At 60.3% G+C, this 23,170-nt stretch carries 16 protein-coding genes and 1 pseudogene; 6 read left to right on the top strand and 11 right to left on the bottom strand.

Translation table 11 applies throughout. The annotated features are described in order from the left end of the window. Positions 1 to 2 precede the first annotated feature (2 nt). Positions 3 to 1,610: an ATP-binding protein gene (locus tag AC1RR3_RS00510; RefSeq protein ID WP_492818266.1), complete on the top strand. Its 1,608-nt coding sequence runs from the start codon at positions 3 to 5 to the stop codon at positions 1,608 to 1,610. Between the two features lie 233 nt (positions 1,611 to 1,843). Here the strand turns inward: AC1RR3_RS00510 and AC1RR3_RS00505 are convergent, their stop codons facing one another. The 7 genes and pseudogenes from AC1RR3_RS00505 to AC1RR3_RS00475 form a co-directional block, all read right to left on the bottom strand. Further along, on the bottom strand, positions 1,844 to 3,412 hold the full coding sequence (locus tag AC1RR3_RS00505) for an ATP-binding protein (protein ID WP_492818264.1): 1,569 nt from the start codon (positions 3,410 to 3,412) through the stop codon (positions 1,844 to 1,846). After that, a complete protein-coding gene (locus tag AC1RR3_RS00500; RefSeq protein ID WP_492818262.1) occupies positions 3,409 to 5,049 on the bottom strand; it encodes a radical SAM protein in 1,641 nt (546 codons plus the stop codon). Before AC1RR3_RS00500 ends, AC1RR3_RS00505 begins: the two co-directional genes overlap by 4 nt. Further along, positions 5,042 to 6,073 carry a DGQHR domain-containing protein gene (locus AC1RR3_RS00495; protein WP_492818260.1) on the bottom strand — a complete coding sequence of 344 codons (1,032 nt, stop codon included), beginning with the start codon at positions 6,071 to 6,073 and terminating at the stop codon, positions 5,042 to 5,044. The genes AC1RR3_RS00500 and AC1RR3_RS00495 overlap by 8 nt, the downstream gene beginning before the upstream one ends. 201 nt (positions 6,074 to 6,274) lie before the next feature. Beyond that, the gene (gene dinB, locus AC1RR3_RS00490) at positions 6,275 to 7,372 is read right to left on the bottom strand and encodes a DNA polymerase IV (RefSeq protein ID WP_492818258.1); all 1,098 of its coding nucleotides are present in this window, start codon (positions 7,370 to 7,372) and stop codon (positions 6,275 to 6,277) included. Continuing rightward, positions 7,369 to 8,094, bottom strand: a complete 726-nt coding sequence (locus AC1RR3_RS00485) for an SOS response-associated peptidase (RefSeq protein WP_492818256.1) — start codon at positions 8,092 to 8,094, stop codon at positions 7,369 to 7,371. Before AC1RR3_RS00485 ends, dinB begins: the two co-directional genes overlap by 4 nt. 3 nt (positions 8,095 to 8,097) lie before the next feature. After that, a pseudogene (locus tag AC1RR3_RS00480) lies at positions 8,098 to 8,545 on the bottom strand (hypothetical protein). A 46-nt stretch (positions 8,546 to 8,591) separates the two neighbouring features. Beyond that, positions 8,592 to 8,987 carry a hypothetical protein gene (locus tag AC1RR3_RS00475; protein WP_492818254.1) on the bottom strand — a complete coding sequence of 132 codons (396 nt, stop codon included), beginning with the start codon at positions 8,985 to 8,987 and terminating at the stop codon, positions 8,592 to 8,594. Between the two features lie 145 nt (positions 8,988 to 9,132). On the opposite strand from AC1RR3_RS00475, the gene ku reads away from it, so the two are divergent. Together ku and AC1RR3_RS00465 are read left to right on the top strand one after the other, a co-directional pair. Then, entirely contained in the window at positions 9,133 to 10,065 is a 933-nt protein-coding gene (gene ku / locus AC1RR3_RS00470) for a non-homologous end joining protein Ku (protein ID WP_492818252.1), read from the top strand. Between the two features lie 165 nt (positions 10,066 to 10,230). Next, positions 10,231 to 10,845, top strand: a complete 615-nt coding sequence (locus AC1RR3_RS00465) for a cell envelope biogenesis protein TolA (RefSeq protein WP_492818250.1) — start codon at positions 10,231 to 10,233, stop codon at positions 10,843 to 10,845. A 27-nt stretch (positions 10,846 to 10,872) separates the two neighbouring features. Here AC1RR3_RS00465 and AC1RR3_RS00460 read toward each other — a convergent pair whose 3' ends face one another. Both AC1RR3_RS00460 and AC1RR3_RS00455 read right to left on the bottom strand, forming a co-directional pair. Beyond that, the gene (locus AC1RR3_RS00460; protein WP_082081432.1) at positions 10,873 to 11,136 is read right to left on the bottom strand and encodes a hypothetical protein; all 264 of its coding nucleotides are present in this window, start codon (positions 11,134 to 11,136) and stop codon (positions 10,873 to 10,875) included. A 286-nt stretch (positions 11,137 to 11,422) separates the two neighbouring features. Next, positions 11,423 to 13,285 (bottom strand): reverse transcriptase domain-containing protein, encoded by a 1,863-nt coding sequence (locus tag AC1RR3_RS00455; RefSeq protein WP_492818249.1) that lies wholly within the window; start codon positions 13,283 to 13,285, stop codon positions 11,423 to 11,425. Between the two features lie 1,418 nt (positions 13,286 to 14,703). On the opposite strand from AC1RR3_RS00455, the gene AC1RR3_RS00450 reads away from it, so the two are divergent. After that, positions 14,704 to 15,654, top strand: coding sequence for an ArdC family protein (locus tag AC1RR3_RS00450; RefSeq protein ID WP_492818247.1), 951 nt, complete (start codon positions 14,704 to 14,706; stop codon positions 15,652 to 15,654). A 135-nt stretch (positions 15,655 to 15,789) separates the two neighbouring features. Beyond that, positions 15,790 to 17,913, top strand: a complete 2,124-nt coding sequence (locus AC1RR3_RS00445; protein WP_492818245.1) for a ParB/RepB/Spo0J family partition protein — start codon at positions 15,790 to 15,792, stop codon at positions 17,911 to 17,913. Positions 17,914 to 18,058: 145 nt separating this feature from the next. Here the strand turns inward: AC1RR3_RS00445 and AC1RR3_RS00440 are convergent, their stop codons facing one another. Together AC1RR3_RS00440 and AC1RR3_RS00435 are read right to left on the bottom strand one after the other, a co-directional pair. Further along, on the bottom strand, positions 18,059 to 18,397 hold the full coding sequence (locus tag AC1RR3_RS00440) for a hypothetical protein (protein ID WP_492818243.1): 339 nt from the start codon (positions 18,395 to 18,397) through the stop codon (positions 18,059 to 18,061). Beyond that, complete coding sequence (locus tag AC1RR3_RS00435) at positions 18,394 to 18,585, bottom strand: hypothetical protein (RefSeq protein WP_492818241.1); 192 nt, start codon at positions 18,583 to 18,585, stop codon at positions 18,394 to 18,396. Before AC1RR3_RS00435 ends, AC1RR3_RS00440 begins: the two co-directional genes overlap by 4 nt. A 235-nt stretch (positions 18,586 to 18,820) precedes the next feature. Between AC1RR3_RS00435 and AC1RR3_RS00430 the strand changes: the two genes are divergently transcribed. Beyond that, positions 18,821 to 23,170 (top strand): strawberry notch-like NTP hydrolase domain-containing protein, encoded by a 4,350-nt coding sequence (locus AC1RR3_RS00430; RefSeq protein ID WP_492818239.1) that lies wholly within the window; start codon positions 18,821 to 18,823, stop codon positions 23,168 to 23,170.

Raw genomic sequence — 23,170 nt, 5'->3', positions numbered from 1 at the left:
CCATGAGCGATATCGTTATCGGATCGAGGATTCTCGATGTCCTTACCACTGGGATGTACCCGGATGCCCTAGACGCGGTCCGCGAGTACATCCAGAACTCTTTCGATGCGATTCGACGGGCAGAGCGTGCCCAGATCCTCGAACCGAACTTCGGCGAGATCATCGTCACAATCGATCCCGAAAAGCGACAGGTCGCAATTCGTGATAATGGCATCGGGCTCCCGCTGTCCGAGGCGCGTAGCGCCCTCCTTTCAATCGGCGCTTCCAAGAAGAAGATCGGAGACGATGCCGGCTTTCGTGGCATCGGACGCTTGGCCGGGCTGGCCTACTGCGACAAGCTCGTCTTTACGACCGCATCGGAGGGCGAAGCAGCACAGACCGAACTTACCTTTGATGCCACAGCGATACGGCAGAGCATTTCCCCAACAACCAGCGAGGCAATTGAAACAGCCGCCGAACTGCTTACCCGGCTGACAAAACATCGTCAGGTCGACCGCAAGCCGGGTCAGCCATTCTTTGAGGTAAAACTCATCGGGGTCGATTCTAAGGCTTGCCCGTTTTTGAACGCTGACGAGGTGCGAACATATCTACGCCAAGTGGCTCCAGTCGAATTTCACATGCAGTCGTTCGTATACGGAAATTCGAAGATCAACGCCTTCCTGAAAGACCATCATGCACGCAAGATCGTAAACCTCACGCTGACAAACAATGGTCGGCCTGACAAAATCAACAAACCATACAAAACGTATCACGAGGCCGGAAACCGAGCGAACAAACGTGTGGAAATCACCGACATCGAAACCTATGTGGATCCATCGTTCCCACCGCTTTGGATCGCTTGGCTATCGAAAGCTCATGACCTTATCGGAACTATCAACTCAGAGGAGGTCCGAGGCATTCGTTTCCGTGCAAACAACATCCAAATCGGCGATCACCGAACGTTTGCCAGGATCTTCGACAAGATCGGCAAGACAACTTCGCGATTTAATGGCTGGTTCTCTGGTGAAGTTCATATCCTCGATCAGCGCATCATCCCAAACTCGCGGAGAGACTTCTTTGAGGACAACGAGCTCTGGCGCCAGGCAGAGCAAACTCTGGTTGAATGGGCAAAAGAACTTGCCAAGCGCGCCCACCAAAAGTCCAGCGACCGAAATCGATCAGTGGAGCTGATCGAACAGGATGCGGACGAGTTTATCGATGATGTAGAACAGGCGACACTTGAGGGCTTCGCTTCAGACTCGCAGCGTGTGAGTACGCTTCAAGATATTGATGAACGCGAAAAGCAGATCGAAAAAGCGATATCAACAAGCAGGCCCGAAACGGAGAACGAGACGCTTCGTCGAAAGAAGGAAGAAGTGTCCAATTTGCGAGCTAGAGCAGCTCGGCCAAAATCCTTGATCGACGAAAGCGAACTTAATCGTCACGAGCGAAGAATTTTACGCCTCGTTATGAACGCCGTTCATAGCGTTTGTGGCCCCGAATTGGCAAAAAAAACGGCCGAAGAGGTGAATATCATGCTTAAGGAAAAAATCCAAAAACAGCCGGTTGCATCGTCGCAACAGAAGCATCGTGACGAGAACACCGAAGAAGGCCAGCCAAGCTCCTCGTAGCGGCGCCCCGCCAGCGAGTGACGCTCCGTTCTACTGGCAAACGGCCGCCCAGTATTGGAAATCCCAGAACTGAATTACCCAGATCATCGCGGCGTCGGCGACAATCGGCGCAAGGCCAGGATCGTGGCATCGGACTTCGCTTCGGACATGGTGCGGGCTCCGTCAAGCGTACGCCTTTCACGCTGCGCGGGTCGGCCAAAACCGACGCAAGATGCTGATGGCCAAGTTGACCGTCAGATTGCGTGAAGTATTTTGTCGATCAACGTCTTGGCGGCCATCTGGTTGGACGAACATTTGTAGATGAGTTCGAAGACTTTCTCGTAAGTCTTGCGTTGAGCCCGCGGAATGGTCGCTAGCGGTGATGTCTCTGTCGCGCTTTCCTCCACTAGTCGGTCCAACTTGTTGCGAAGGCGCGTCACGGTTGCCTGGGAGTCCTTGATTCCCTCGGGGGAAAACAGACTCATGCCCGAGATCCTTTCCATCTCTTGAAGAGCCTTTTCGGCGGCCTTGGCGAACTTTGCGAGCTCCGTCTTTCCAACACTGCGTTGCCGAACGATCTTGATCGAATCTGCTGCCGCCTGGCGTTGCAGTTCGTGCTCCCTCAACCATTTGCGTCGGATCGAGTTATTTCGGCAGCGGCGTGAGATGTCGCGGCCCGTCGGCGCCAGGTGATTGAGTAGATTATGAAAATGCGCATTCTGTTCGAAATGGTCGCGGCGTCCGTTGGGCACGATACGGCGGTCGATGACGTGTATCTCTCCGACCGACCACACATTAAAGCGCGGTTCGGCGAATAATTCCTCGAGTAGCGAATGTTCGCCGACCTGGATATTGCCGGCTCTCAACCGCAATCCCTTCATCAAAGCTGCGTTCGGAAGGGCACCTTCGTATTCGTGATGGAGAATCCAGCCGATCGCGGCCGTCTCGCCGTCTACGCCCGGCACTTTAACGACGTCCAACCCGGAGAAAGAGATCGCTTTCTTATCGTCGATCGCGAAAACATCTTGGTGGGGCCGGAAAATCTGTGTCTCGACACCCTCTACGTAAAGATCAATTTCTCCGAGGTTGACGACTTCCCGGAGCGCCTGGGTGATCTCGGCGCCGAACCTGAACTCGGGTGAGAAGGGAAGAGGAGCGACTTGGCTCAAATAGTCAGCGATTGCCGCGGGGCTCATCATGCGATCGCTGCGGAGCCGGAGCACACCCTTCATTTCAACTTCGAAGAAACGCGATGGATACCCTTTTCCGTCGACGCGAGTGACGGTGACGATCCCACGAATAAGCTCGGCGACGCCATGATCTGCTTCCAACGCGCGAAGCGACGCCTTCAAGGCGCGGCAATCCCAGCGCATCTCGGAGACGTAGCTGTCATTTTCGGTCCGCGACCGGAATACGAGCTCCTGCGCGTACCCTAATCCGGCCAGACGGCCAACGCCGCGAAAGCCGCGTGCTTGAGTCCCCCGTTTTTCGCTCGCTCCGAGCGCCGTCAGCTTCCTCGCAAAGTCCCCCCATGCGATCCCGCCGCCGTTATCCCTTATGCGGACCGTTCGGGAGCTCGCGTCGATCCCGATGTCGACGCGCCCGCGTTTTCCTTTCGCGATCTCGCCGCGGCGCTTGGCATCATCAATGGCGTCGGCCGCGTTCTGCACGTATTCGCGATAGACCGTAAGCGGATCGACGTACATCGCGCTTGAAACGAGCTCGAGAACGTCCTTGCCGACAATGATTTCCTCGAGTTTGGGACGGCCTTCATCGACGAGCGCGTCCTGGCCGATCGTTTTTGCCGTACTCTGCTGTTTCACGCGGCAAGCCTTTCCTTGGACTTTCTCTTGGTTTTCGTCTTCTCCGGAAGAGGCTCCTCTTCGGCCTCAAGACCGGCATCTTCCACTCGTTCATCGTCGGCCAAACCAAGGTCAACTGGAGCGTTCTTGAGCAATTCTTTCTGCTTTGCCCAGATCTCGACCAACTTGTCTTTTGGTACCGGAATGTAGAACCGCAGGATGCGCTGCATTAGAGTCGAGCCCGCGTTCTCAGCAAGAGAGGCGAATTCGCGGGGATCGCACGAGGAAAGCATCCGCATGAGCTCGGCGCGCCCATCGGCGTCGAGCTTAGCGAACTCCTCTCGATATTCGTGAAGGGTGCCAGTCTTGTCGAAACGTTCGTACCAGTCACGATTGAAGATGAAGTCGTGCGGCAACGACAGAATGCGGTCGTAATCTTGGTACGTATCTCCGAACGCGCGTTTGAAGAAGTCGGGCTCGCCACTAACGACGCCGTGGGTCGCCTGCAACACGATCTGCATCGATCGCAATTGATATCGTGTCCATTTCGTTCCGACATGGCCTCGATCTGGACGATCCGTAGGTTGATATCGCATCGGGAAGGACCAAATCCGAACGCCGAGTTCCTCGTTGAGGGTCACGTTTAGGCGCATGCGTTCGAATAGGTCTTCCGGACCATCGTGAAAATTATAGAGCATGTAGTTCGAAAGTTCAGTGAGGCCGAATTCTGCGGCATATCGGACGGCCTGCTCGTACGGCTTCTTTAGGCCTAGATGGTCGAATGCAATCCTAAGCGGCTTGAGGCAGATAGACGACAACTCCCGTAGATACATCGGATCCTTGCAAAGAATCCTCGCATCGACGCCTTGGTTGAAATCGACACGCCGCTGGACGGGCACACGCGTTCCCGGACGAAGCAGTTTTGCGCCTGGCGTGAACCCGAGGTCGCGAATCTCCGCGATGATTTCCTTGAAACGTGGCGACGCCACCACGTTATTGTCCATGAGAATGAGGTCCTTCTTCGGACCGTAGTCCTTCTCGATCGCATTCACGAGCCCGGTAAGTGACTCGGTATCGCGCTGGCCGCCCTCGAGCTTGGGAACGCCACAGAAGTGGCATTTGCGAATGCAGCCGCGGGATGTGTAGGCGAAATAGGCGTCGCTTACAGGATATTTATAGCTATTCTCAACTTGCTTCAGGATGTTGTAGTCGGGCACCAAATCTTCGATCGGTACACCGCCCGTGTCATCAGCATAGAACTCTTCCGAAAACTCATCGAGTTGCAACGATTTCGCAGGAGCTTCAGATAGAAGGCCCTTGATGAAGCGAACGCCGTGCCATCGCCGGTCTTGCTGAAAGCGGTCGTGCATCAATGAGGCGGCGATTCCGCCTACAAAAACCTTGTCGGTCTGACCGTTCGCGACCTCGATCGCGAAACCGATGGTCTCTGCTATTTTTGGAAACTCAAACGAAAACAGGGTCGTCACGTAGATGCGGTCCCACCCTTGAGACAGAACCGAGCGATCCTCGCCCTTGATGAAGCGGACGTTGTCCCCCTTGCCACGGGGACCGTGGTATCGGGCAATTTTCATCAATCCGAGCGGGGGATACTTGTTCTTGTATCCAGGCTCAATCAGGAGGATGTTCTTATTAGCCATTTACCACCTTGTACCGCGATCGTTTGCGGACATCCCGAACCAGTTCGACCGCCGCTTTGACACCGGCCTGTCCGCCAAAGCCCTTTAGCGGACCGGTCGTGGACCAATCGATAGAGTTTGCGAAATCTGATAACGCACCGACGAAGGCGCGCTTGTCGCACGGCCGATCACCCTGTCGGCACTCGTTGTAAATATCCGCGGCGATATGCATGAGCGCGTAGACGCCAACGCCCTTCGTTAGCATGTGCCGACGTGTCTCTTTCCACTCCTGCGGAAGAACCGTGACTACGGCCTGCCAGAAATCGAGGATTACTTGGGCCGCTTCGTCTGCCGTGGCGGGAGCATTCGAACGCGTGGCTTTAAGAAAATCGGCAATGGCCTGCTGCATCATGCGCAACGAAACAATGCGCTTCAGTCCCGCCGTAGAGTGGCCGCCAAGGTTAAGCTTTCCCTTCCATGGGGAACCTTCGGCGCTATTGAGCCGCAGAGCCACAAAGAGCTCTGGACGTTCGATCGCGAGCTCTTGAGCGAGCTGTGCTTCATGGAAATCGAGCAAGCTTGCGCTTAACCCTCGCGCCTTGCTGTTGATGACATTAAACACCTCCATTTCCTCGCGCTCCGACAGTCCGATGAAGCACATGAAGGGTAGGGGTATGGGCAAGTCTCCGAGATGGCCGAGGCGATGCTGACAATCCACCTGCGCCATGATCTTGCCGGCTGTGGCCGAGATCTCGAGCCTGACCGCGCTCCCATCGGTCTCGATAAGTTTCCACTCGCCGTGCTCGCAAGGGCGCAGGTTGAGCGTCAAAGGAATGGTCGAACTAAGCGGATCCTTGATGTAGCGGCGAAAATCCTGGCTGTGCCGCTCGTTGAAGGGGCGCTGATAGCCTTTTCCTGAGGCCTCATTCAAAATGTCCGCGAAGCTCAGCCTATAAAGCAAATCGGCAGCCGCAAACCCGAGCAGAACCGGGCGATCAGCCGAGTTTCCTCGAAGACAAGATATGATTACCGATTCACTTTGCATATTGCAGCCCTAGACTGCACTTGCGCCAGCGAACGACTGCAAGTCAACGCCGTAGCTAACACTTCCGCGAAAAAATCCCGCGCGTGGGCCTTCTGCCACAGGCTCCGCTCCTTCTAGCCGGCACCGCGGCGCCTTGCGAAGGCGCCTCAAGTGACGCAAACACGGCGACGATGGTAGCGATCAAGTGTTCAGCCGTGAGCATCAGATCGGTAGACCAAGTTGCGGTTCTGCCTGGTCGCCTTGTAACGACGAAAGCGAAACTCCTAACAGCCGGACTGGCTTGGCAAAGGGCATCTCGTTCTGAAGCAATGCGATCGATAGGCGTTCAAGTTCCCCGCGACTCGAAACCGAGATGGGTACAGACCTACTGCGCGAAATGATCTCGAAATCGCTGAACTTTACCTTCAAGGTCACAGTCCGCCCCCGCGCTGCCTTGTCTTCGCAGTGTTGCCAGACCTTGTCGATCAGTGGCTGCAATTCGGTGGCCATCGCCTCGAACTCGGTCAGGTCGTTGGAGAAAGTATTCTCCGCGCCGACCGACTTCCGCATTCGGTCCGCGCGGACCTCGCGATTATCGACACCCCTCGATATCCAATAGTAGTACACACCAGCCTTGCCGAAATTGGCCTGCATGAATTCGAGCGACTGGTTGCGGATGTCGAGGCCGGTGTAGAGGCCGAGCGCGTTCATCTTGGTGCTGGTCGCCGGCCCTATACCGTGAAACTTACCGACCGGAAGGCTTTCTACAAACGCCGGCCCCATCTCCGGTGTGATGACATACTGGCCGTTCGGCTTGCGGTGGTCGGAGGCGAGTTTCGCCAGAAACTTGTTGTAAGAGATGCCCGCCGAAGCGTTGAGGCCGGTTACCTCCTTGATCTTTGCACGGATGGCCAAGGCGACGTCTCGGGCCAACGGAATGCTCTGCAGATTTTCGGTCACGTCGAGGTAAGCCTCGTCCAGAGACAGCGGTTCGATGATCGGGGTGTACTCGGCGAAGATCTCGCGGACCTGCTGGGAGACCGCCTTGTAGACCTCGAAGCGCGGTTTCACGAAAATGAGGTCCGGGCATTGCCGCTTCGCCGTTACCGACGGCATGGCCGAGCGCACTCCGAATTTCCTCGCTTCATAGCTGGCTGCCGCAACAACGCCTCGCTCGCGCGATCCGCCGACGGCAACCGGCTTGCCGCGCAGATCCGGGTTGTCCCGTTGCTCGACGGACGCGTAGAAGGCGTCCATGTCGACGTGGATGATTTTGCGCTGACGCGGCGAGGGTGCTGCCTGGTCGTCCTCGCCGGTCACGTTGTCAGTCCGGCCGGGTCTTCCTTGATGCCGCGGGCGACGATTTTGAGCGATCCGTCCGCGAGCGGCCGCTGCAGCTTCAAGGCCTCGTCCGGAGGAGCCGTCATCCAGGTCTCGACTTCTTCCTTCGTCGTCAGGATGAGGGGCATCGCCTTGGGGTGGATGGCGCCGACCTCGGCATTCGGCTCTGTCGTGAGGAACGCGTAGAGGTCGTTGGTCGTCTCACCTTCCTTGACCTTCCGGACGGAGGTCCAGTTGGTCCAGATGCCGGCGAAGCAGGCCAGGGGCCGGGTCTTGTCGAGCGCGAACCAGATATCACCACCCTCGGCCTTGTTGAACTCGCTAAACGAGTTGAACGGTACCACGCAACGGTTCTCGACGCCGAGCCAGCGGGCCCAGTGTTTGCTCTTCACATTGCGGATGTTGGTCGTCCCGCCGTCCGGCTCCATCCGCAGCAGTTCCTTGAAATCGACGGTCTTGCCCTTGGCCTGCAGCTTCTCGGCTCGTTTCTTGGTGGCGTCCATCAACGCTTTTGACGACGACGGCATTCCCCAGCGCGCCGTAGCGAGTTCGCGGCCCTCGGCCCCGTTGCGCAGGATCGGTGCCTTGTAATCGGGAAATACCCCCGGCATCGGCGCCAGATTGCCCACATATCGGTTCACCACACGAAACAGCGCGCTGATCGCGGCTTGGTTGGTCGTGATCGAGTAGAGATTGCACATCGGTCAGGCTTCGGTCCGAGGGTGGCGCGGCTGCCACGCCAATTGTAGCAGAGTCGCAGATGGACGCCGGCCCGCCTTGGCGCATTTGCGAGCGCAGCCGGCTGGCGAGGTCGTGCACGAAGGTGGTCGGCGGATGCTTCATCGCCGCGAGATCAACATCACTCGGCGTCTTGCAGCGCGCACACTGAATCTCAAGCCAAGGGAAGCCTCCATGCACCGCTTGGTCGATGGTGGGCGACGGATCAATCGGCTCTCCGTCTGACCACATGCGTTCGTTCCAACTCTCGCATAGTAGCTTGTCGGCCCGTTGGATGAGCGCTTCCCCTTTCGCCCGCGTCTCCGCCGATTGGGTAGCCAGGATGTTGGCCATTGCCCGCGCCTTGCCAAGCTCCTTCGCCAGAGCCTTGCGGTCGCCGCCCGACAGCGGCGTAGGGTGATACTTCGGGGCCATCCGGACATCCAGGCGCAAAGAGATCGGATCGGCGATCCGGAGCCGGCTACGGCGTCTCGAACGCTGGCCAGCACCCGTCTTCTTCATGCCTGCCGGTGCGCTGCTGGCAGGTGTTGTCGAGCAGCCGCTGCGCCACGTCCTTCCAGACCGCGTTGCCGCCATATAATCGGACGGCATCGGCGGTCTGGATTTCCACGGTTCGCTCGCAGCGGCGGCAGGAGACGCGCAGTACGTGCCGCTGAATTTCCGAAAGGCGTCGTTGCCGCATCTGGGCCCCGGTCGTGCCGGCGCGAGGGTCTTTGAATACCGCTTCCCAGTATTCGGCCGAGAGCGGCGCATCTGGAGCCGCAGTGGGGGAAGCCGGCCTGCGGGCGGCTTCAGTGGCCAGCTTTTCCATCTGCTTCGGGGTCGGCATGCGCCAGCTCGCGGGTCGGTCGGTCATTCCGAATTAGAACATAAAGTGAACAAAAGTCGAGTCCGATCGAGCCCGCTCCGTGAAAAAATCATCCTGTTGGAAGGGTCGCGATGTCGGAACCAAGCCGGTCCATTCGTCTTGAATCCGGCATCAGTAATGGAGTTCCCCCGTCATGGCCCCCCGCGCTAACTGGAAAGGCTTCCTGCGTCTTTCCCTCGTCACCTGTCCGGTCGCGCTCTATCCGGCCACGTCGGAATCCGAAAAGGTCTCGTTCAACCAGCTCAACCGGAAGACCGGCCACCGGATCAAGTACGCCAAGGTGGATGCTGATACCGGCGAGGAGGTCGACAACGAGGACATCGTCAAGGGGTACAAGGTCGACACCGACACCTTCATCGAGGTGACGAAGGAGGAGCTCGAGAACGTGGCGCTGGAATCGACGCGAACCATCGAGATCGACGAGTTCGTCGACCGCAGCGAGATCGATCCGAGATATCTGATCCGTCCCTACTACCTGGTGCCGGACGGCAAGGTCGGCCACGACGCCTTCGCCGTCGTCCGCGAAACGATCCGTGAGATGAACAAGGTCGCGATCGGACGGGTGGTGCTGACCAACCGTGAGCACATCATCGCCCTCGAGCCCATGGACAAGGGCTTGATGGGAACGTTGCTGCGCTATCCTTACGAGGTGCGTTCTGCGGACGAGTATTTCGATGACATCCAGGATGTCAAAGTCACCAAGGACATGCTCGATCTCGCCAGGCACATCGTCAACCAGAAGGCGGGCCACTTCGAGCCGGACAAGTTCGAAGACCAGTACGAAACCGCCCTCATCGATCTCATCAACCAGAAACGCGCCGGTAAACCTATCACCGCGAAAGCGCGTCCCCGCGGCGAGAACGTGGTGGACCTGATGGACGCGCTGCGCAAGAGCATCGGAGGAGGCGCGGCGGCAGCGACAGAGGCGCCGAAGAAGCCAGCCAAGAAGGCGCGCAAGGCGGCGGCCGGGCAGAAGGAAATGCTGATGCCGATTGCCGGAAAGAAACCGGCCAAGGAGGCCGTGGCAAGGAAGCCGTCGGCCAAACCGCAGCGGAAGTCGGCTTAAGGTATCTTTGCGGTGGGTTCACGGAAAGCTCGCTCCGACCAAGCCGGATGCGTCGAGATATTTCCCGGGCCGGCCTCGCCCGCTTTGGAAGTTCTCTGCTCGCGAGGTAGACAGCACGGCTGATCGCATCGCAGCGGTTCAGTGGGCGGTGCGGGGAAGCGTCTCATGGCGAGAAAACTGAAGACCTACCAGACTTCGCTGGGATTCTTCGATCTGGCGATCGCCGCCCCCTCCATGAAAGCGGCTCTGGAAGCGTGGGGCGCCGACAGCAATCTCTTCCATCAGGGCGCGGCGAAGGAGAGCCACGACCCGGACGTCATCGCCGCGACCATGGCAAAGCCCGGCGTCGTTCTCAGGCGCCCGGTTGGAACCGACCGGCCTTTCAGCGAACATGCCGAGCTGCCCACCGATCTTGGCGCCGGCGGACCAACGAAAGTCGCCCGAAAGTCGAAAGGCCCAAAGGCGAAGAAGCGTTCCTCTCGCCCCGTCGACAAGGCTGCCGAACGAAAGGCCGCTCTCGCCTTCGAAAAGGAGCAGAAGCGGCGCCAGTTTGAACAGGCGAAGGAAGAGGCGGCGAGGCAGAAGGACCGTGAACGCCGTCAGCAGGCGGTCGACAAGGCGCAGGCTGCGCTGGACAAAGCTGAGCGAGAGCACGCAAAGCGGGCCGCCGCCATCCAGGCCGAGGTCGAGGCTCTCGAGAAGAGATCGCAAGCCGAAAAAGCCCGCTGGGATAAGGAGAAGGAGCGATTGGAAGCTACGCTGCGGCGCGCGCGGGGTTAGTTTCTGTCATGCTCGGCGCTGGTCCTTCTAATCAGGAGGGCATTCTGGGCAGGTATCACCGATCGAGTTCAGCACGTCGCGAACCTCAGCCGCCGCTGCATCAGGGGAGACGCCCGCGGGCGGGTCTACGCGGGCGATATCGAAGGCCCGCTCCCTTGCATGCGGATCGGCGCGGTCCTGCATCCAACCGTGCTCCTCGCACTCGCGGATGGCGCCAGCTTCCTGGAGCACGTCAATCGCCCATCCGCGCATCGTCCGTATCGCCGGCCTTCGTTCACTTGTCATCAGCATAGGAATAGCTCCTGATACGGCGAATCGTTTTGTCCGTCATTCGTTCCGGCTGCTAACACATGGCTGGGATTCGCAATGGCAGGAACTCAGGGTTTGAGTGCTACCGCCCGCGAACCCGCGAGGAAATCCAAAGCCCCCAGCTAGCGCTTCATTTCCGTCTGTGCGCGTCCGGCAAGTGCCGGACCGGGCTCTCGTGAACCGAGCCGCGTAGCGTCTCGGTAGGGTAGGCGTGGGACACCTCGAAGAGGATATCCCTACGCCTCCCCCCAAACCGTGCGGGCACTTTTCAATGCACACGGCTTTCCGTATGCGCGTGTTCTCGACCGGAGACGGCTGCACGGCAGGACGGGCACAGGACAATGGTCTTGCGCCGCCAGCCGGACCGTTTCCAGACCGTCAGCGATCCGCTTCGCAGGTCACCTAGGCGGCGGAGATGATGCATCTCGAACGGTCCTGTCGTATCGCTGCACGCTTCGCATTTGCGAGCGCTAAGTCGATCGATCAGATCATTTGGGCTTTTGACCCACCACGCACCTGCCGTGACGTTGTCGATAGTCGGACTTGTCCAGTAGGCTCGGGTGAGATGCTTCAGTCTCCACAGCTTGATGCTGCGAAGCTTACCACGGACCACAGAGCTGACCTCGTAGTCCGTGCCTTTCCACAGTCGCGCCATGGTTCTTGCTCTCGTCGTCCGATGTCGCATCGCCAGCGTCTTCACAAGACTGCGGAACACGACAAGCTCCAGCAGTCCCAAGGCGCTTTTGATGTTGTCGGCAAACGAATGGTAGTTCGCAAACCCACGGAACTCTGAGTTATAGGCGAGGACGGTTGCAACGTCGCTGGTTACCAGGAACTGCTCGCGTGGACTGCCGGTCTTCTTGGCGAGATCGCCATAGCCGTGTTGCTTGCAGAACTTGGTGACTTCCTTGCGCGGCACCCGCAGGCTGACATTCCCGGTGGTCGGCCGACGCATCACGCGCCATGTCCGTCCAGCCGGGCCCTTGCGGCAGGATTTTCGTCCAGCCCCGTAGGAAGTGTATGTCGAGATGCGATAGCTCAGGAAGGTCACTCCCTTTGAAGCGGCGTGCACCCCACTTTTCTCGGGCGACACGGCGAGCTTCAAGGTCTCCGTCAGGAATCGCTCGACGCAGGCCATGATCTCACACGCTTCCCGCTTGCTCCCGATCACGCCGATGAGGAAGTCGTCGGCATAGCGGCAGTAGCGGAGCCTTTTGAAGTTGGGGTCCATCGGATCGACGGAAGGCAGCTTCCGTCTGTCCTTATTGATGGCTTTGATCTCCGCAAATGCAGCGTCGATCTCGGCCCGATCCGTGCCTTCGGCACGGAGCCGTTCAATCTTCCGGCGGAGACTGAGGACGCGCCGTTCCAGCGCCACGTAGCGCGGGAATGGACGTCGCTCACGGCCTTTGTCGAAGTCCGCCTTCATCACCTGCATGTGCTGGTCCAGCTCGTGCAGATAGATGTTGGCGAGCAAGGGCGAGACAACGCCGCCCTGTGGCGTGCCACTGTAAGTGCGTCCGTAGACCCAATCTTCCATGTAACCTGCTTTGAGCATTCCTTCGATCAGACCGATGAACCTGTCGTCATCAATCCGCTTCCTTAGAAGCCCAAGCAGGATGTCATGGTCGATGTTGTCGAAGAACCCACGCACATCCACTTCGACCAGCCACTTGCAACCCGTCCAACTTTTCTTGATGAGCTTGAGTGCGGTATGACAGGATCGCCCTGGGCGGAACCCATGTGATTCATTGAGGAACACAGGCTCATAGATCGCTTCGAGCAGAATCCTGACCGCCTCTTGAACGAGCCGGTCTTCCACCGTGGGGATACCCAGCGGTCGTGTCTTGCCGTTGTCCTTCGGGATATAAACCCGCCGGACCGGCCGGAAGCGATAAGTGCCATCTGCCACGCGCCTGGCGATGTCGGCGAGCTTCTCCAGCGACATGCCGTCGAAGGTCTTGCCATCTACACCGGGCGTCAGGGCTCCCTTGTTGCGGGAGACCTTTTCGTAGGCCCACTCGAAGAGATGCGGACATCTCATCAGGCGGTGAAGGCCATTTACGCGCTTACCCGACCGCGACAAAGTCGGCAGTGATCCAATTCTCCTCTGGATGGTGACGGCCTGCATCAGCAGAGCCTCTCCGTCGAAGAATCTTCTCTTCGCATACTGCACATGCCGTTATTCGCGGCATCGTCCTTCCCCCGATCGGAGGCGCTTTCGGTCCGGTCGCCCGGCCTTATACGCATGATCGTCCACCTCGCGGCAGCTGTCCCGGCCATTACGCCGGGCATTTGGGTACTACGACGGCTCCGTCGCCATACAGGTTCGCGAACGAACCTGTTGCAGGCGATCCCGTAGTTACGTGTGCGGGGAGTTGCGGTGTGTTTAGGTGTCCCATTCGCTTCCTTGACCCTCCGACGGAGGTCGTCCCACGCGAACTGGTGGCAGTTCGCACTGGCCGGTGCGATCTGCCCCGCGTGGCGTAGCGTGTCAGCCGCGTTCGCTACTGCCAGCCCTTTGGCGACTGGAAACTGGGATTCAGGCAATACAGCTTTCACCATGCACACCTTACTCTGTGCTCTCCACCGGGCTGCGGCGCCCGATTTCGAGACGTTTCCCGACATGCTCTGGTCCCGTTCCTCTTTCGAGGTCTCAGTCGTTTCCGACACCGGTAAGTCGGGCAAGTAAGAGCCATAACCAGCAGGCTCCATTCTTTCGAACACTCCCTTCTTCTCCACGCCTCAACGGCGCACGCCGTGCGGCTTCGATCCCTCGCGCAGAATAGAATAATGTGTCGCTCGCCGGAGGCACTCGCTCGCGGGCCCCGCCGTCATTGCATGCCGGCGTCGCTATCACTGTCCCGCGTGCGGGTGCCTTCTTAACCGGTCTCGCGACTGCACTCGGTCCCGGGTCCCGCCGCTACGCGTCGGCGCTATGCTGACCCTCCTGCGGGTGCCTTTTTCTCTTGCCTGCGCTTCGCTCCGGCGCTTTTCGCTACCTCTCTGCGAGGCCGCTTTTCATCGGAAATCGGGTGGAAGGCGGTGCGCCCGAACTTCTATCGTTCTCGGGAAACGGGAGCACGACATGCGCAAATTCCATTCTATAGCGGCCCTGTGCGGTGATGGCCTTAGGCCAGAGCTACGGGAATTGTTTGACCGGCTGGCGGTTGATCCCAATTCCGAGTTGTTCGTGAGACATGATGGTATGTTGCAATCCGGTCCTGACCCAAAGTCTATCGAAGCCCCTCCGGTCGAGCGCGCAGTACCTAAGAGAGTGGCCTAGGGCAAGATGAGTCGCGCCGCCAAATGGAGCGCGCATACGCAGTGGGCATGACCGTCTTGGCGGCGCACCAGACGTAAAGAACAGTTGACCACGCCCGCAATTAGAGACCACTCCAAGATGTCCATCCTGTCAAAAAGACAGCCGCGCGAATGCGCAGTCCGTTTCCCTGTGACCGTCGCTGAGAGTGAGAGTGCGGGCCGGGTCTGCCGCGACGGGTTGAAGATCGGAGGAGAGGCTTCCGGTGCCCGTCGCGGAGAACCGCGATGTCTGGACATACCGCCCGAGTTCGTGCCGGAAACGACCGCGCGAGCCTTTACGCCGAAATCACCGACAAGATCATCGCCGAGCTGGAGGCTGGCCGTATCCCGTGGGTGCAGCCATGGGGCACGGCGGCGATCAAGGCGCCGCTCGCGATGCCGCGCAACGCGTCGACGCAGCGCGGATATTCCGGGATTAATGTACTGATCCTATGGGGTTCCGTCATCGAGCACGGTTTTTCGGGACAGAGCTGGCTCACTTTTCGCCAGGCGCTCGGGGTTGGCGGCCATGTCAGGAAGGGCGAACGGGGAACGACCGTCGTCTATGCCGATCGCTTTACCCCGGACGACGAACGTCGGCGCGCCGCGGAGGCCGGTGAAGAGCCGGGCGTCGTCCCGTTTCTCAAGCGTTTTACCGTCTTCAACACGGACCAGTGCGCTGACTTGCCCGAGGGGTTCGCTGCCTCGGTCGTCCCGCCGCCGCCAGGCCAGATTGAGCCCCGAGCTGAGGCGTTGATTGCCGCCACTGGCGCGGATTTCCGCATCGGCGGTGCGCGCGCCTATTACAACACGACGGGCGATTTCGTGCAGGTGCCGCCACCGGCTGCTTATTTCGAGCCGATCAATTGGCACCGGACCGCATTCCATGAACTCGGTCATTGGACCGGTCAGGCGTCCCGCCTCAACCGCGACCACTCGGGTTCGTTCGGTTCAAAATCGTACGCGCGCGAAGAGCTGGTCGCCGAAATGGCGGGTGCCTTCGTCTGCGCCTCTCTCGGCATCGTTCCGACGGTGCGTCACGCCGACTACATCGGATCCTGGCTCGAGGTATTGCGTGAGGATAACCGCGCCGTCGTCCGTGCGGCAAGCGCTGCATCGAAGGCTGCCGATTTCCTGCTCGCCTTTCTGCCGCCCGCGATCGATTCCGTCGTTGAGGGCGATGAGGAGGCCGCGTGATGCATCCGCACGTCGTTTCAATGCCCGCCTTCAGTTGGTGCGGCGTCGTCAGAGAGTGAGAGGAGCGCCGGCTTGTCTGTGACGGGTAGGAGGTCGAGAGAGAGTCTTTCGGCCGCCCGTCGTGGAGAATCCGACATGGCAAGCGTTCAGAAAATCAAACTCAGTCCCTCCCGCGATATTCCCTTCAACAAACTGGTGCTCAGCCAGTCCAACGTCCGTCGCGTGAAGGCCGGCGTCTCGATCGACCAACTGGCGGAGAGCATCGCTCAGCGCACGCTGCTACAAAGCCTGAGCGTTCGTGCGGTCGTCGATGCCGGCGGCCAGGAGACCGGCATGTTCGAGGTGCCCGCCGGTGGACGCCGCTACCGTGCGCTCGAACTGCTGGTGAAGCAGAAGCGTATGGCGAAGACGCAACCTGTCCCCTGCGTCGTCCGGGATGGCGGCATCGCCGAGGACGATTCCCTCGCCGAGAACGACGAGCGGGTCGGCCTGCATCCGCTCGATCAGTTCCGCGCGTTCAAGCTGCTGCGTGACGGTGGCATGAGTGAGGAGGATATCGCCGCGCGGCACTTCGTCTCGCCGGCGATCGTCAAGCAGCGCCTGCGTCTGGCGTCCGTGTCGCCGAAGCTGCACGACGTCTATGCCGACGATGGCATGACGCTCGAACAGTTGATGGCCTTCTCGGTCACGGCTGATCAGGCGCGTCAGGAGCAGGCCTGGGACAATGTCAGCAGATCCGGTAACGACGAGCCATATCAGATCCGGAGGATGCTGACGGAGAACTCCGTGCGCGCTTCCGACCGTCGTGCCCAGTTCGTCGGACTGGATGCCTACGAGCAGGCCGGCGGCACCGTCCTACGGGATTTGTTCGCACACGACGATGGCGGCTGGTTGCAGGATGTGCCGCTGCTCGCTCGTCTCGTCACCGAGAAGCTGAAGGCCGAGGCCGAGACGATCGCCGCCGAAGGCTGGAAGTGGATCGCAGTGGCGGTCGATTTCCCCTACGGCCACACCATCGGGTTGCGCGAGATTGAGGGCGAACCGGCTGATCTGACGGAGGAGGAGCGGGCGACGCTTGACGCCCTCAATGCCGAGCACGCCAAGATCGAGGAGGATTACCAGGACGCCGACGAACTGCCGGACGAGATTGATCAGCGCCTCGGAGAAATCGAGGCGGCGCGGTCTGTCCTGGAATCTCGATCGCTTATCTACGATCCGGCCCAGATCGCCCGCGCCGGCGTCTTCGTCAGCATTGATGCCGAGGGTTTGCTGGTGATCGCCCGTGGCTACGTGCGGCCGGAGGATGAGGCACCCAGCGTCGTCGAGCCCGAAAGCGAAGTACAAGACGACGGAGAGACCAACGACGACGGGCCAACTACCAATGGTGTGGTCCAACGCGCGGTCATCACTGTCGGAGGCGCGCCAACCGAACCCTTCGCGGAGGACGACGAAGACACGGTCAAGCCGCTGCCGGATCGGCTCATCATCGAGCTGACCGCACATCGCACACTGGCGTTGCGCAACGCGCTGGCGAACGATCCGGCCGTCGCCTTCCAGGCGGTATTGCACAATTTTGTGTTGGCGACCTTCTACCGCTTCTCATCGTCGAGCGGCTGCCTGGAAATCGCCATCCGGACCCCGACATTCCCTGCTCAAGCGCCCGGCTTGAAGGAGAGTGCGTCAGCGGAAGCTATCGACGGGCGCCATGAAGGATGGAAAGCCCGCCTGCCCAAGGACGAAGCTGATCTATGGAACGTGCTCACAGCGCTCGACGGCAAAGAGCAGGCCGCGCTGTTCGCGCATTGCGCGTCATCCGCAGTCAATGCGCTTTACGAGCCCGCCAACCGCTACAATGAGGGCCGCGTCTCCGCCCACGGCGTACGCCGAAGGCTCGATCACGCCAATGTTCTTGCCCGCTCCGTCGGCCTCGATATGGCGGCAGTGGGGTGGAAACCGACCGTCGACAACTATCTCGGCCGGGTCACCAAACCTCGCATTCTTGAGGCCGTACGCGAGGTAAGGGGCGAGCAATCGGTGCAGCTCATCGACCACCTCAAGAAAGCTGACATGGCGCGGGAGGCCGAGAGACTGCTCGAGGGAACCGGATGGTTGCCTGCACCACTTCGTCTCGATGAGGTGGGCGCGGTCGGAGAGCCCGCTACAGATCCCGAGGCGTTACCGGAGTTCCTCGCGGCCGGCGAGGACGAAGGTGACACCGAGGCCGACGACGAACGGCCGCACATCATTGCAGCAGAATAATCTACCAGGTGCGGGCGCTCCGGCCAGGCCACACCTTCTCATCCTTAGTCCGTCCCAAGCCCGGCATTCAGTGCCGGGCTTTTTCTTTCGAGGACGTCCGAGATCGTCCCTGATTCAGCTCGCAGGAATCTCTTGCCATCGCTTCTCAGCGCAGTTGCGTAGCTGAACTGGGTTCGGAATTCTCTGCGGTCTCGTTGTCATCCAATTCGACGAGATAGACCAGCAACATTCCATCAGATGGTTGAGCATCTTTGGAAGCATCACTGAATGTTGCGATCTCGTCCTCGTAGCCCATGCGCGCTATCAGTTGGGTCTTGCCATCCCACAACGGCGCGCCATTGGAATGTGCTGACGCGAAATCTTCACCTAGCCACGGCGCGTTGCAAATCTCGCTTGCTTCACGGAGGCTTTTTGCTTCGAACGTCACCGTTGGGGTGCCGCCGATCTCGATCGTAAAGACCGAAGGAAATAGCGTCGGCGTCATGTTCGCTTCGCCTTTTCGGCGGCTTCACGCGCCAATCGTAATGCTTTCAAGCGTTCGCGATTTTCGTGAAACGCCTTTTGTGCCTTTTCTTGTTCGCTTACGGGTTTCTCGGTCTTGACCTGCCCGAATACTCTCAGGGCCTCTCGTTCGGCTGGCGTGATCCGTCGATTGAGCTTTTGGTCGTTCATCTTGCCACTTCGTTGCGATTCCACAGCGGGCAGAAAGATAGCGCGCCGGGTCATGAGACGAAAGAGCTGATTCCTTTGACTTCCTCGGTGAGCAACTCGGGCCGGATATTTTTCGGCGGTCAGTCACCGCCAGCGTCTGCGTAAGAGTGAGAGGTGGGCCGGGATGGGTTTGAGCCGGCGCGGTCGAGAGAGCGCCCTGCGGCTCGATCCTTCCCGGCTCTCCGAGGCTTCCTCCATGACGATCATTCCCGCATCCGTGGCCGCCGTTGCGGCCGCGCCGCTTCCCGCTACGCCCACTTCTCTGAACAAGGCCGGCGCGATCGCCGGCGCTGCCCAACAACTCCTTCTCCATCTAGAGCGCGGTCAGCGCGTCGATGCGCCGATATTGCGCACTGCGATGGAAAACGCCTTTGGCGCCTCCGATGCCGATGGTGCATGGGACTGGAAGACGGCCTATGACGCCTGTGAGGCAGCCACCGTCCTGTTCCTTCGCAAGTTCGGCCCGGCCATGCGCGCGCGTGCCGTTTCGCCCGCCGCGATGCTGCCGATGCTGGCAAAGATCGCCGGGCTTCTTCCTACCAACACTCGCCGTTCGGAAGAGAGCGAGGCGCTTCAGCAGTTTAGCACGCCCATCGCGCTTGGCTTCGTGGCGTGCAGCGCGGCGGCGATCACGCCGGCGGATGTTGTGCTGGAGCCCTCGGCTGGCACGGGCTTGCTCGCCGTCCTGGCCGAGCTGTCTGGTGCATCGCTCGTTCTCAACGAGTTCGCCGAGACCCGTGCTGCACTTCTTTCACTTCTCTTTCCCGACATCGCCGTCACCCGCCTTGACGCCGCGCATATCGACGATCATCTCGACGCCGATATTACGCCAAGCGTCGTGCTGATGAACCCGCCATTCTCAGCCGTCGCCAACGTTGATCGCCGCATCGCCGACGCTGCCTTGCGGCATATCGCGTCGGCCGTCGCGCGGCTCCCCGAAGGCGGTCGGCTGGTCGCAATCACCGGGGCGAGTTGTTCCCCGGACAATCCGGTCTGGCGCGATGCCTTCAGCCGGTTGCAGGAACGCGGGCGCGTCGTCTTCAGCGCAGCCATTGCTGGTGGGGTCTTCGCCAAGCACGGCACCACCATTGAGACGCGGCTGACCGTGATCGACCGGTTGCCTGCGGACGATGCGACGACATTCCCGACGTCTTCAGCCGTGGCGCCGGACGTTGCCACGCTGCTGGGATGGGTCACGGAATACGTTCCGGCACGACTGCCGATCGCGATGCCGGTCGCCGCTTCGCCCAACGCTCGTCCGGGCATTCGCCGAACCGTCCGCGCCTATGCGATGCGACCGTCCGGCACCGCCGTTCCCATAGCGGATCCGGCAGGGGCTGAACTTGCCTATGAGACCGTTGCTTGGACACCGGCCGAGGGCGGTCGGATCACCGAGGCGCTTTACGAAGAATATGCACTTCAATCGATCCGAATTCCCGGCTCTCAGCCACATCCCACCAAGCTGGTCCAATCAGCCGCCATGGCGTCGGTGGCGCCGCCGGTCCCGTCCTATCGGCCGCACCTTCCGGACCGCATCATTGCCAACGGTCTGCTGTCCGATGCGCAGCTTGAGTCGGTCATTTATGCGGGCGAGGCGCATTCCCAGCTCCTTGCGGGATCATGGACCGTTGACGAGACCTATGACCTGGTCCGCGCGGCCCCCGAGGATGCGGACCATGCCGTGCATTTCCGGCGTGGCTGGTTTTTGGGAGACGGCACCGGCGCGGGGAAGGGCCGTCAGGTCGCCGGCATCCTGCTAGACAACTGGCTGAAGGGCCGCCGCCGCGCGGTGTGGATCAGCAAGTCCGACAAGCTGATCGAGGACGCCCAGCGCGATTGGTCGGCGCTCGGCATGGAACGGCTGCTGCTCACGCCGTTGTCGCGCTTCCGCCAGGGCATGCTGATCCGCCTGGAGCAGGGTGTCCTTTTTACCACCTACGCCACGCTGCGATCCGACGCGCGCGACGACAAGGTTTCTCGCGTCAAACAGATCGTGGAATGGTTGGGCGCCGATTTCGACGGTGTCATCATCTTCGACGAGTCTCATGCGATGCAGAATGCCGCAGGCGGCAAGGGCGAACGCGGCGACCAGGCCGCGTCGCAGCAAGGCCGCGCGGGGCTTCGCCTTCAGCATGCCCTGCCGAGCGCGCGCATCGTCTATGTCTCGGCGACCGGCGCCACCACGGTTCATAACCTCGCCTACGCCCAGCGCCTCGGGCTGTGGGGCGGCGAGGACTTTCCGTTCGCGACGCGCAGCGAGTTCGTCGAGGCGATCGAGGCGGGCAGCGTCGCGGCGATGGAGGTACTGGCGCGTGACCTCAAGGCGCTCGGCCTATATGCGGCGCGGTCGCTATCCTACGAAGGCATCGAATATGAGCTGATTGAGCATCAGCTCACTGATGAGCAAATCCGCATCTACGACAGCTATGCCGGCGCCTTCGCGATCATTCATAACAATCTCGCCGCGGCCATGCGGGCCGCAAACATCACTGGCGCAACGGGTACGTTGAACACGCAAGCCAAATCCGCCGCCAGATCCGCGTTCGAATCGGCGAAACAGCGCTTCTTTAACCATCTCATCACGGCGATGAAGACGCCGTCGCTGATCGCGTCAGTCGAGCGCGATCTGAGGGACGGCCATGCCGCTGTGATCCAAATCGTTTCGACCGGTGAAGCGTTGATGGAACGCCGGCTTGCCGAAATCCCGACCGAGGAATGGGGCGACGTCCAGGTCGACATTACACCGCGCGAATATGTGCTGGATTATCTGGCGCACAGCTTCCCGACCCAACTGTACGAGCCGTTTACCGATAGCGAGGGTAACCTGTCGTCGCGACCGGCCTTCCGAGATGGCAAGTCGGTGCAATGCCGCGACGCCGTCGCTCGTCGTGACCGCCTGATCGAGAAGTTGGCGTCGTTGACGCCGGTTCATGGTGCGCTCGACCAAATCGTGCAGCGCTTCCGCACAGATACGGTGGCGGAAGTCACAGGACGCTCGCGGCGTATCATTCGCAAGACCGGATCTGATGGCGTCGACCGCCTCGTCGTCGAGAACCGCGCCGGCTCCGCCAACCTCGGCGAAACCCAGGCATTCATGGATGACGTCAAACGCATCCTCGTCTTCTCCGACGCCGGCGGCACGGGCCGCTCCTATCACGCCGAGCTATCTGCAAAGAACCGGCGCTTGCGCACACATTATCTGCTGGAGGCCGGATGGAAGGCAGATGCCGCCATTCAGGGATTGGGCCGCACCAACCGCACCAACCAGGCGCAGCCGCCACTATTCAGACCCATAGCGACCAACGTGAAGGCCGAGAAACGCTTTCTCTCGACTATCGCTCGCCGTCTCGACACGTTGGGCGCCATCACTAAAGGCCAGCGGCAGACCGGCGGGCAGGGCCTGTTTCGGCCCGAAGACAATCTCGAAAGTCACTACGCGCGTGACGCACTGCGCCAGCTCTATATCCTGCTGGTCACCGGCAAGCTCAGGGATTGCTCGCTTCAAACGTTCGAGGACGCGACCGGTTTGAAGCTGACCGATGACAACGGCATCAAGGACGAGTTGCCGCCGATTACCACCTTCCTCAACAGGCTGTTGGCGCTGACAATCGATCTACAGAACATCCTTTTTACCGCGTTCGAGCAGCTGTTGACCGCGCGGATCGAGGGCGCCATCGCGTCCGGCACCTATGATGTTGGACTGGAGACGTTGAAGGCCGAGAGCTTCGTCATCGCCGGCCGGCAGACGATTTACACCCATCCCGGCACGTCTGCCGAGACACGGCTACTGACCATCACCCAGCGCGAACGTAACCGTCCGGTCACGCTCGATGAGGCACTGGAGCGTCTCTCCGATCCCCGTACGGTTCTCCTGGTTAACGGCCAGTCCGGCCGTGCCGCCGTTCAGGTTCCGGCCCGTAGCCTGATGCTCGACGATGGTGAGGTCGAACGCCGGGTCCGCCTCATCCGTCCGATGGAACATCCCACCCTACCGCTGGCAATGATGCCGCAGACCAACTGGCGGGAGGTCGACCGCGACACCTTCGCCCGTACCTGGGCGGCCGAAATCGCCGAGGTTCCGGAGTTCACCGACAGTGAGATCCACATCGTCGCTGGCTTATTGTTGCCGATCTGGAAGCGCCTGCCCAACGAGTCGACCAGGGTCTATCGGCTGCAGACCGACGCCGGCGAGCGCATCATCGGCCGCAAGGTCTCACCCGCGTGGGTCGCAAGTTCACTGGAAGCCGGAACGTCGAGCCTTTCGCCAGACGCCGCCTTTACCGCGCTGATCTATAGCAAGACCATGCTCGATCTCGCGGAGGGCCTTCAGGTCAGGCGCGTCCGCGTGATGGGCGCGAACCGGATCGAATTGACTGGTTTCTCCGAGCCGATGCGAGATCGGCTGCGCGCCTACGGCCTGTTCGGTGAGATTATTTCGTGGAAGTTGCGTTTCTTTGTCCCAGTCGACGCGACTGGCCCTGCGATCCTGGCCAAGGTTTTGGAGTGCTATCCGATTGCCCGCATCGCCGATCGCGCGGCGGCGTAA

The sequence above is a fragment of the Bradyrhizobium sp. GW821-FHT13H05 genome, from assembly GCF_058804065.1.
The sequence above is the reverse complement of the archived record's forward strand: the minus strand, read 5'-3'. Positions and strand labels throughout refer to the sequence as shown.

Coding starts and splice junctions, on each gene's coding strand:
- AC1RR3_RS00510 (WP_492818266.1), top strand. CDS start 3: ATGAGCGATATCGTTATCGGATCGAGGATTCTCGATGTCCTTACCACT.
- AC1RR3_RS00500 (WP_492818262.1), bottom strand. CDS start 5,049: ATGGCTAATAAGAACATCCTCCTGATTGAGCCTGGATACAAGAACAAG.
- AC1RR3_RS00495 (WP_492818260.1), bottom strand. CDS start 6,073: ATGCAAAGTGAATCGGTAATCATATCTTGTCTTCGAGGAAACTCGGCT.
- AC1RR3_RS00485 (WP_492818256.1), bottom strand. CDS start 8,094: ATGTGCAATCTCTACTCGATCACGACCAACCAAGCCGCGATCAGCGCG.
- AC1RR3_RS00475 (WP_492818254.1), bottom strand. CDS start 8,987: ATGACCGACCGACCCGCGAGCTGGCGCATGCCGACCCCGAAGCAGATG.
- ku (WP_492818252.1), top strand. CDS start 9,133: ATGGCCCCCCGCGCTAACTGGAAAGGCTTCCTGCGTCTTTCCCTCGTC.
- AC1RR3_RS00465 (WP_492818250.1), top strand. CDS start 10,231: ATGGCGAGAAAACTGAAGACCTACCAGACTTCGCTGGGATTCTTCGAT.
- AC1RR3_RS00460 (WP_082081432.1), bottom strand. CDS start 11,136: ATGCTGATGACAAGTGAACGAAGGCCGGCGATACGGACGATGCGCGGA.
- AC1RR3_RS00455 (WP_492818249.1), bottom strand. CDS start 13,285: ATGCAGGCCGTCACCATCCAGAGGAGAATTGGATCACTGCCGACTTTG.
- AC1RR3_RS00450 (WP_492818247.1), top strand. CDS start 14,704: ATGTCTGGACATACCGCCCGAGTTCGTGCCGGAAACGACCGCGCGAGC.
- AC1RR3_RS00445 (WP_492818245.1), top strand. CDS start 15,790: ATGGCAAGCGTTCAGAAAATCAAACTCAGTCCCTCCCGCGATATTCCC.
- AC1RR3_RS00440 (WP_492818243.1), bottom strand. CDS start 18,397: ATGACGCCGACGCTATTTCCTTCGGTCTTTACGATCGAGATCGGCGGC.
- AC1RR3_RS00435 (WP_492818241.1), bottom strand. CDS start 18,585: ATGAACGACCAAAAGCTCAATCGACGGATCACGCCAGCCGAACGAGAG.
- AC1RR3_RS00430 (WP_492818239.1), top strand. CDS start 18,821: ATGACGATCATTCCCGCATCCGTGGCCGCCGTTGCGGCCGCGCCGCTT.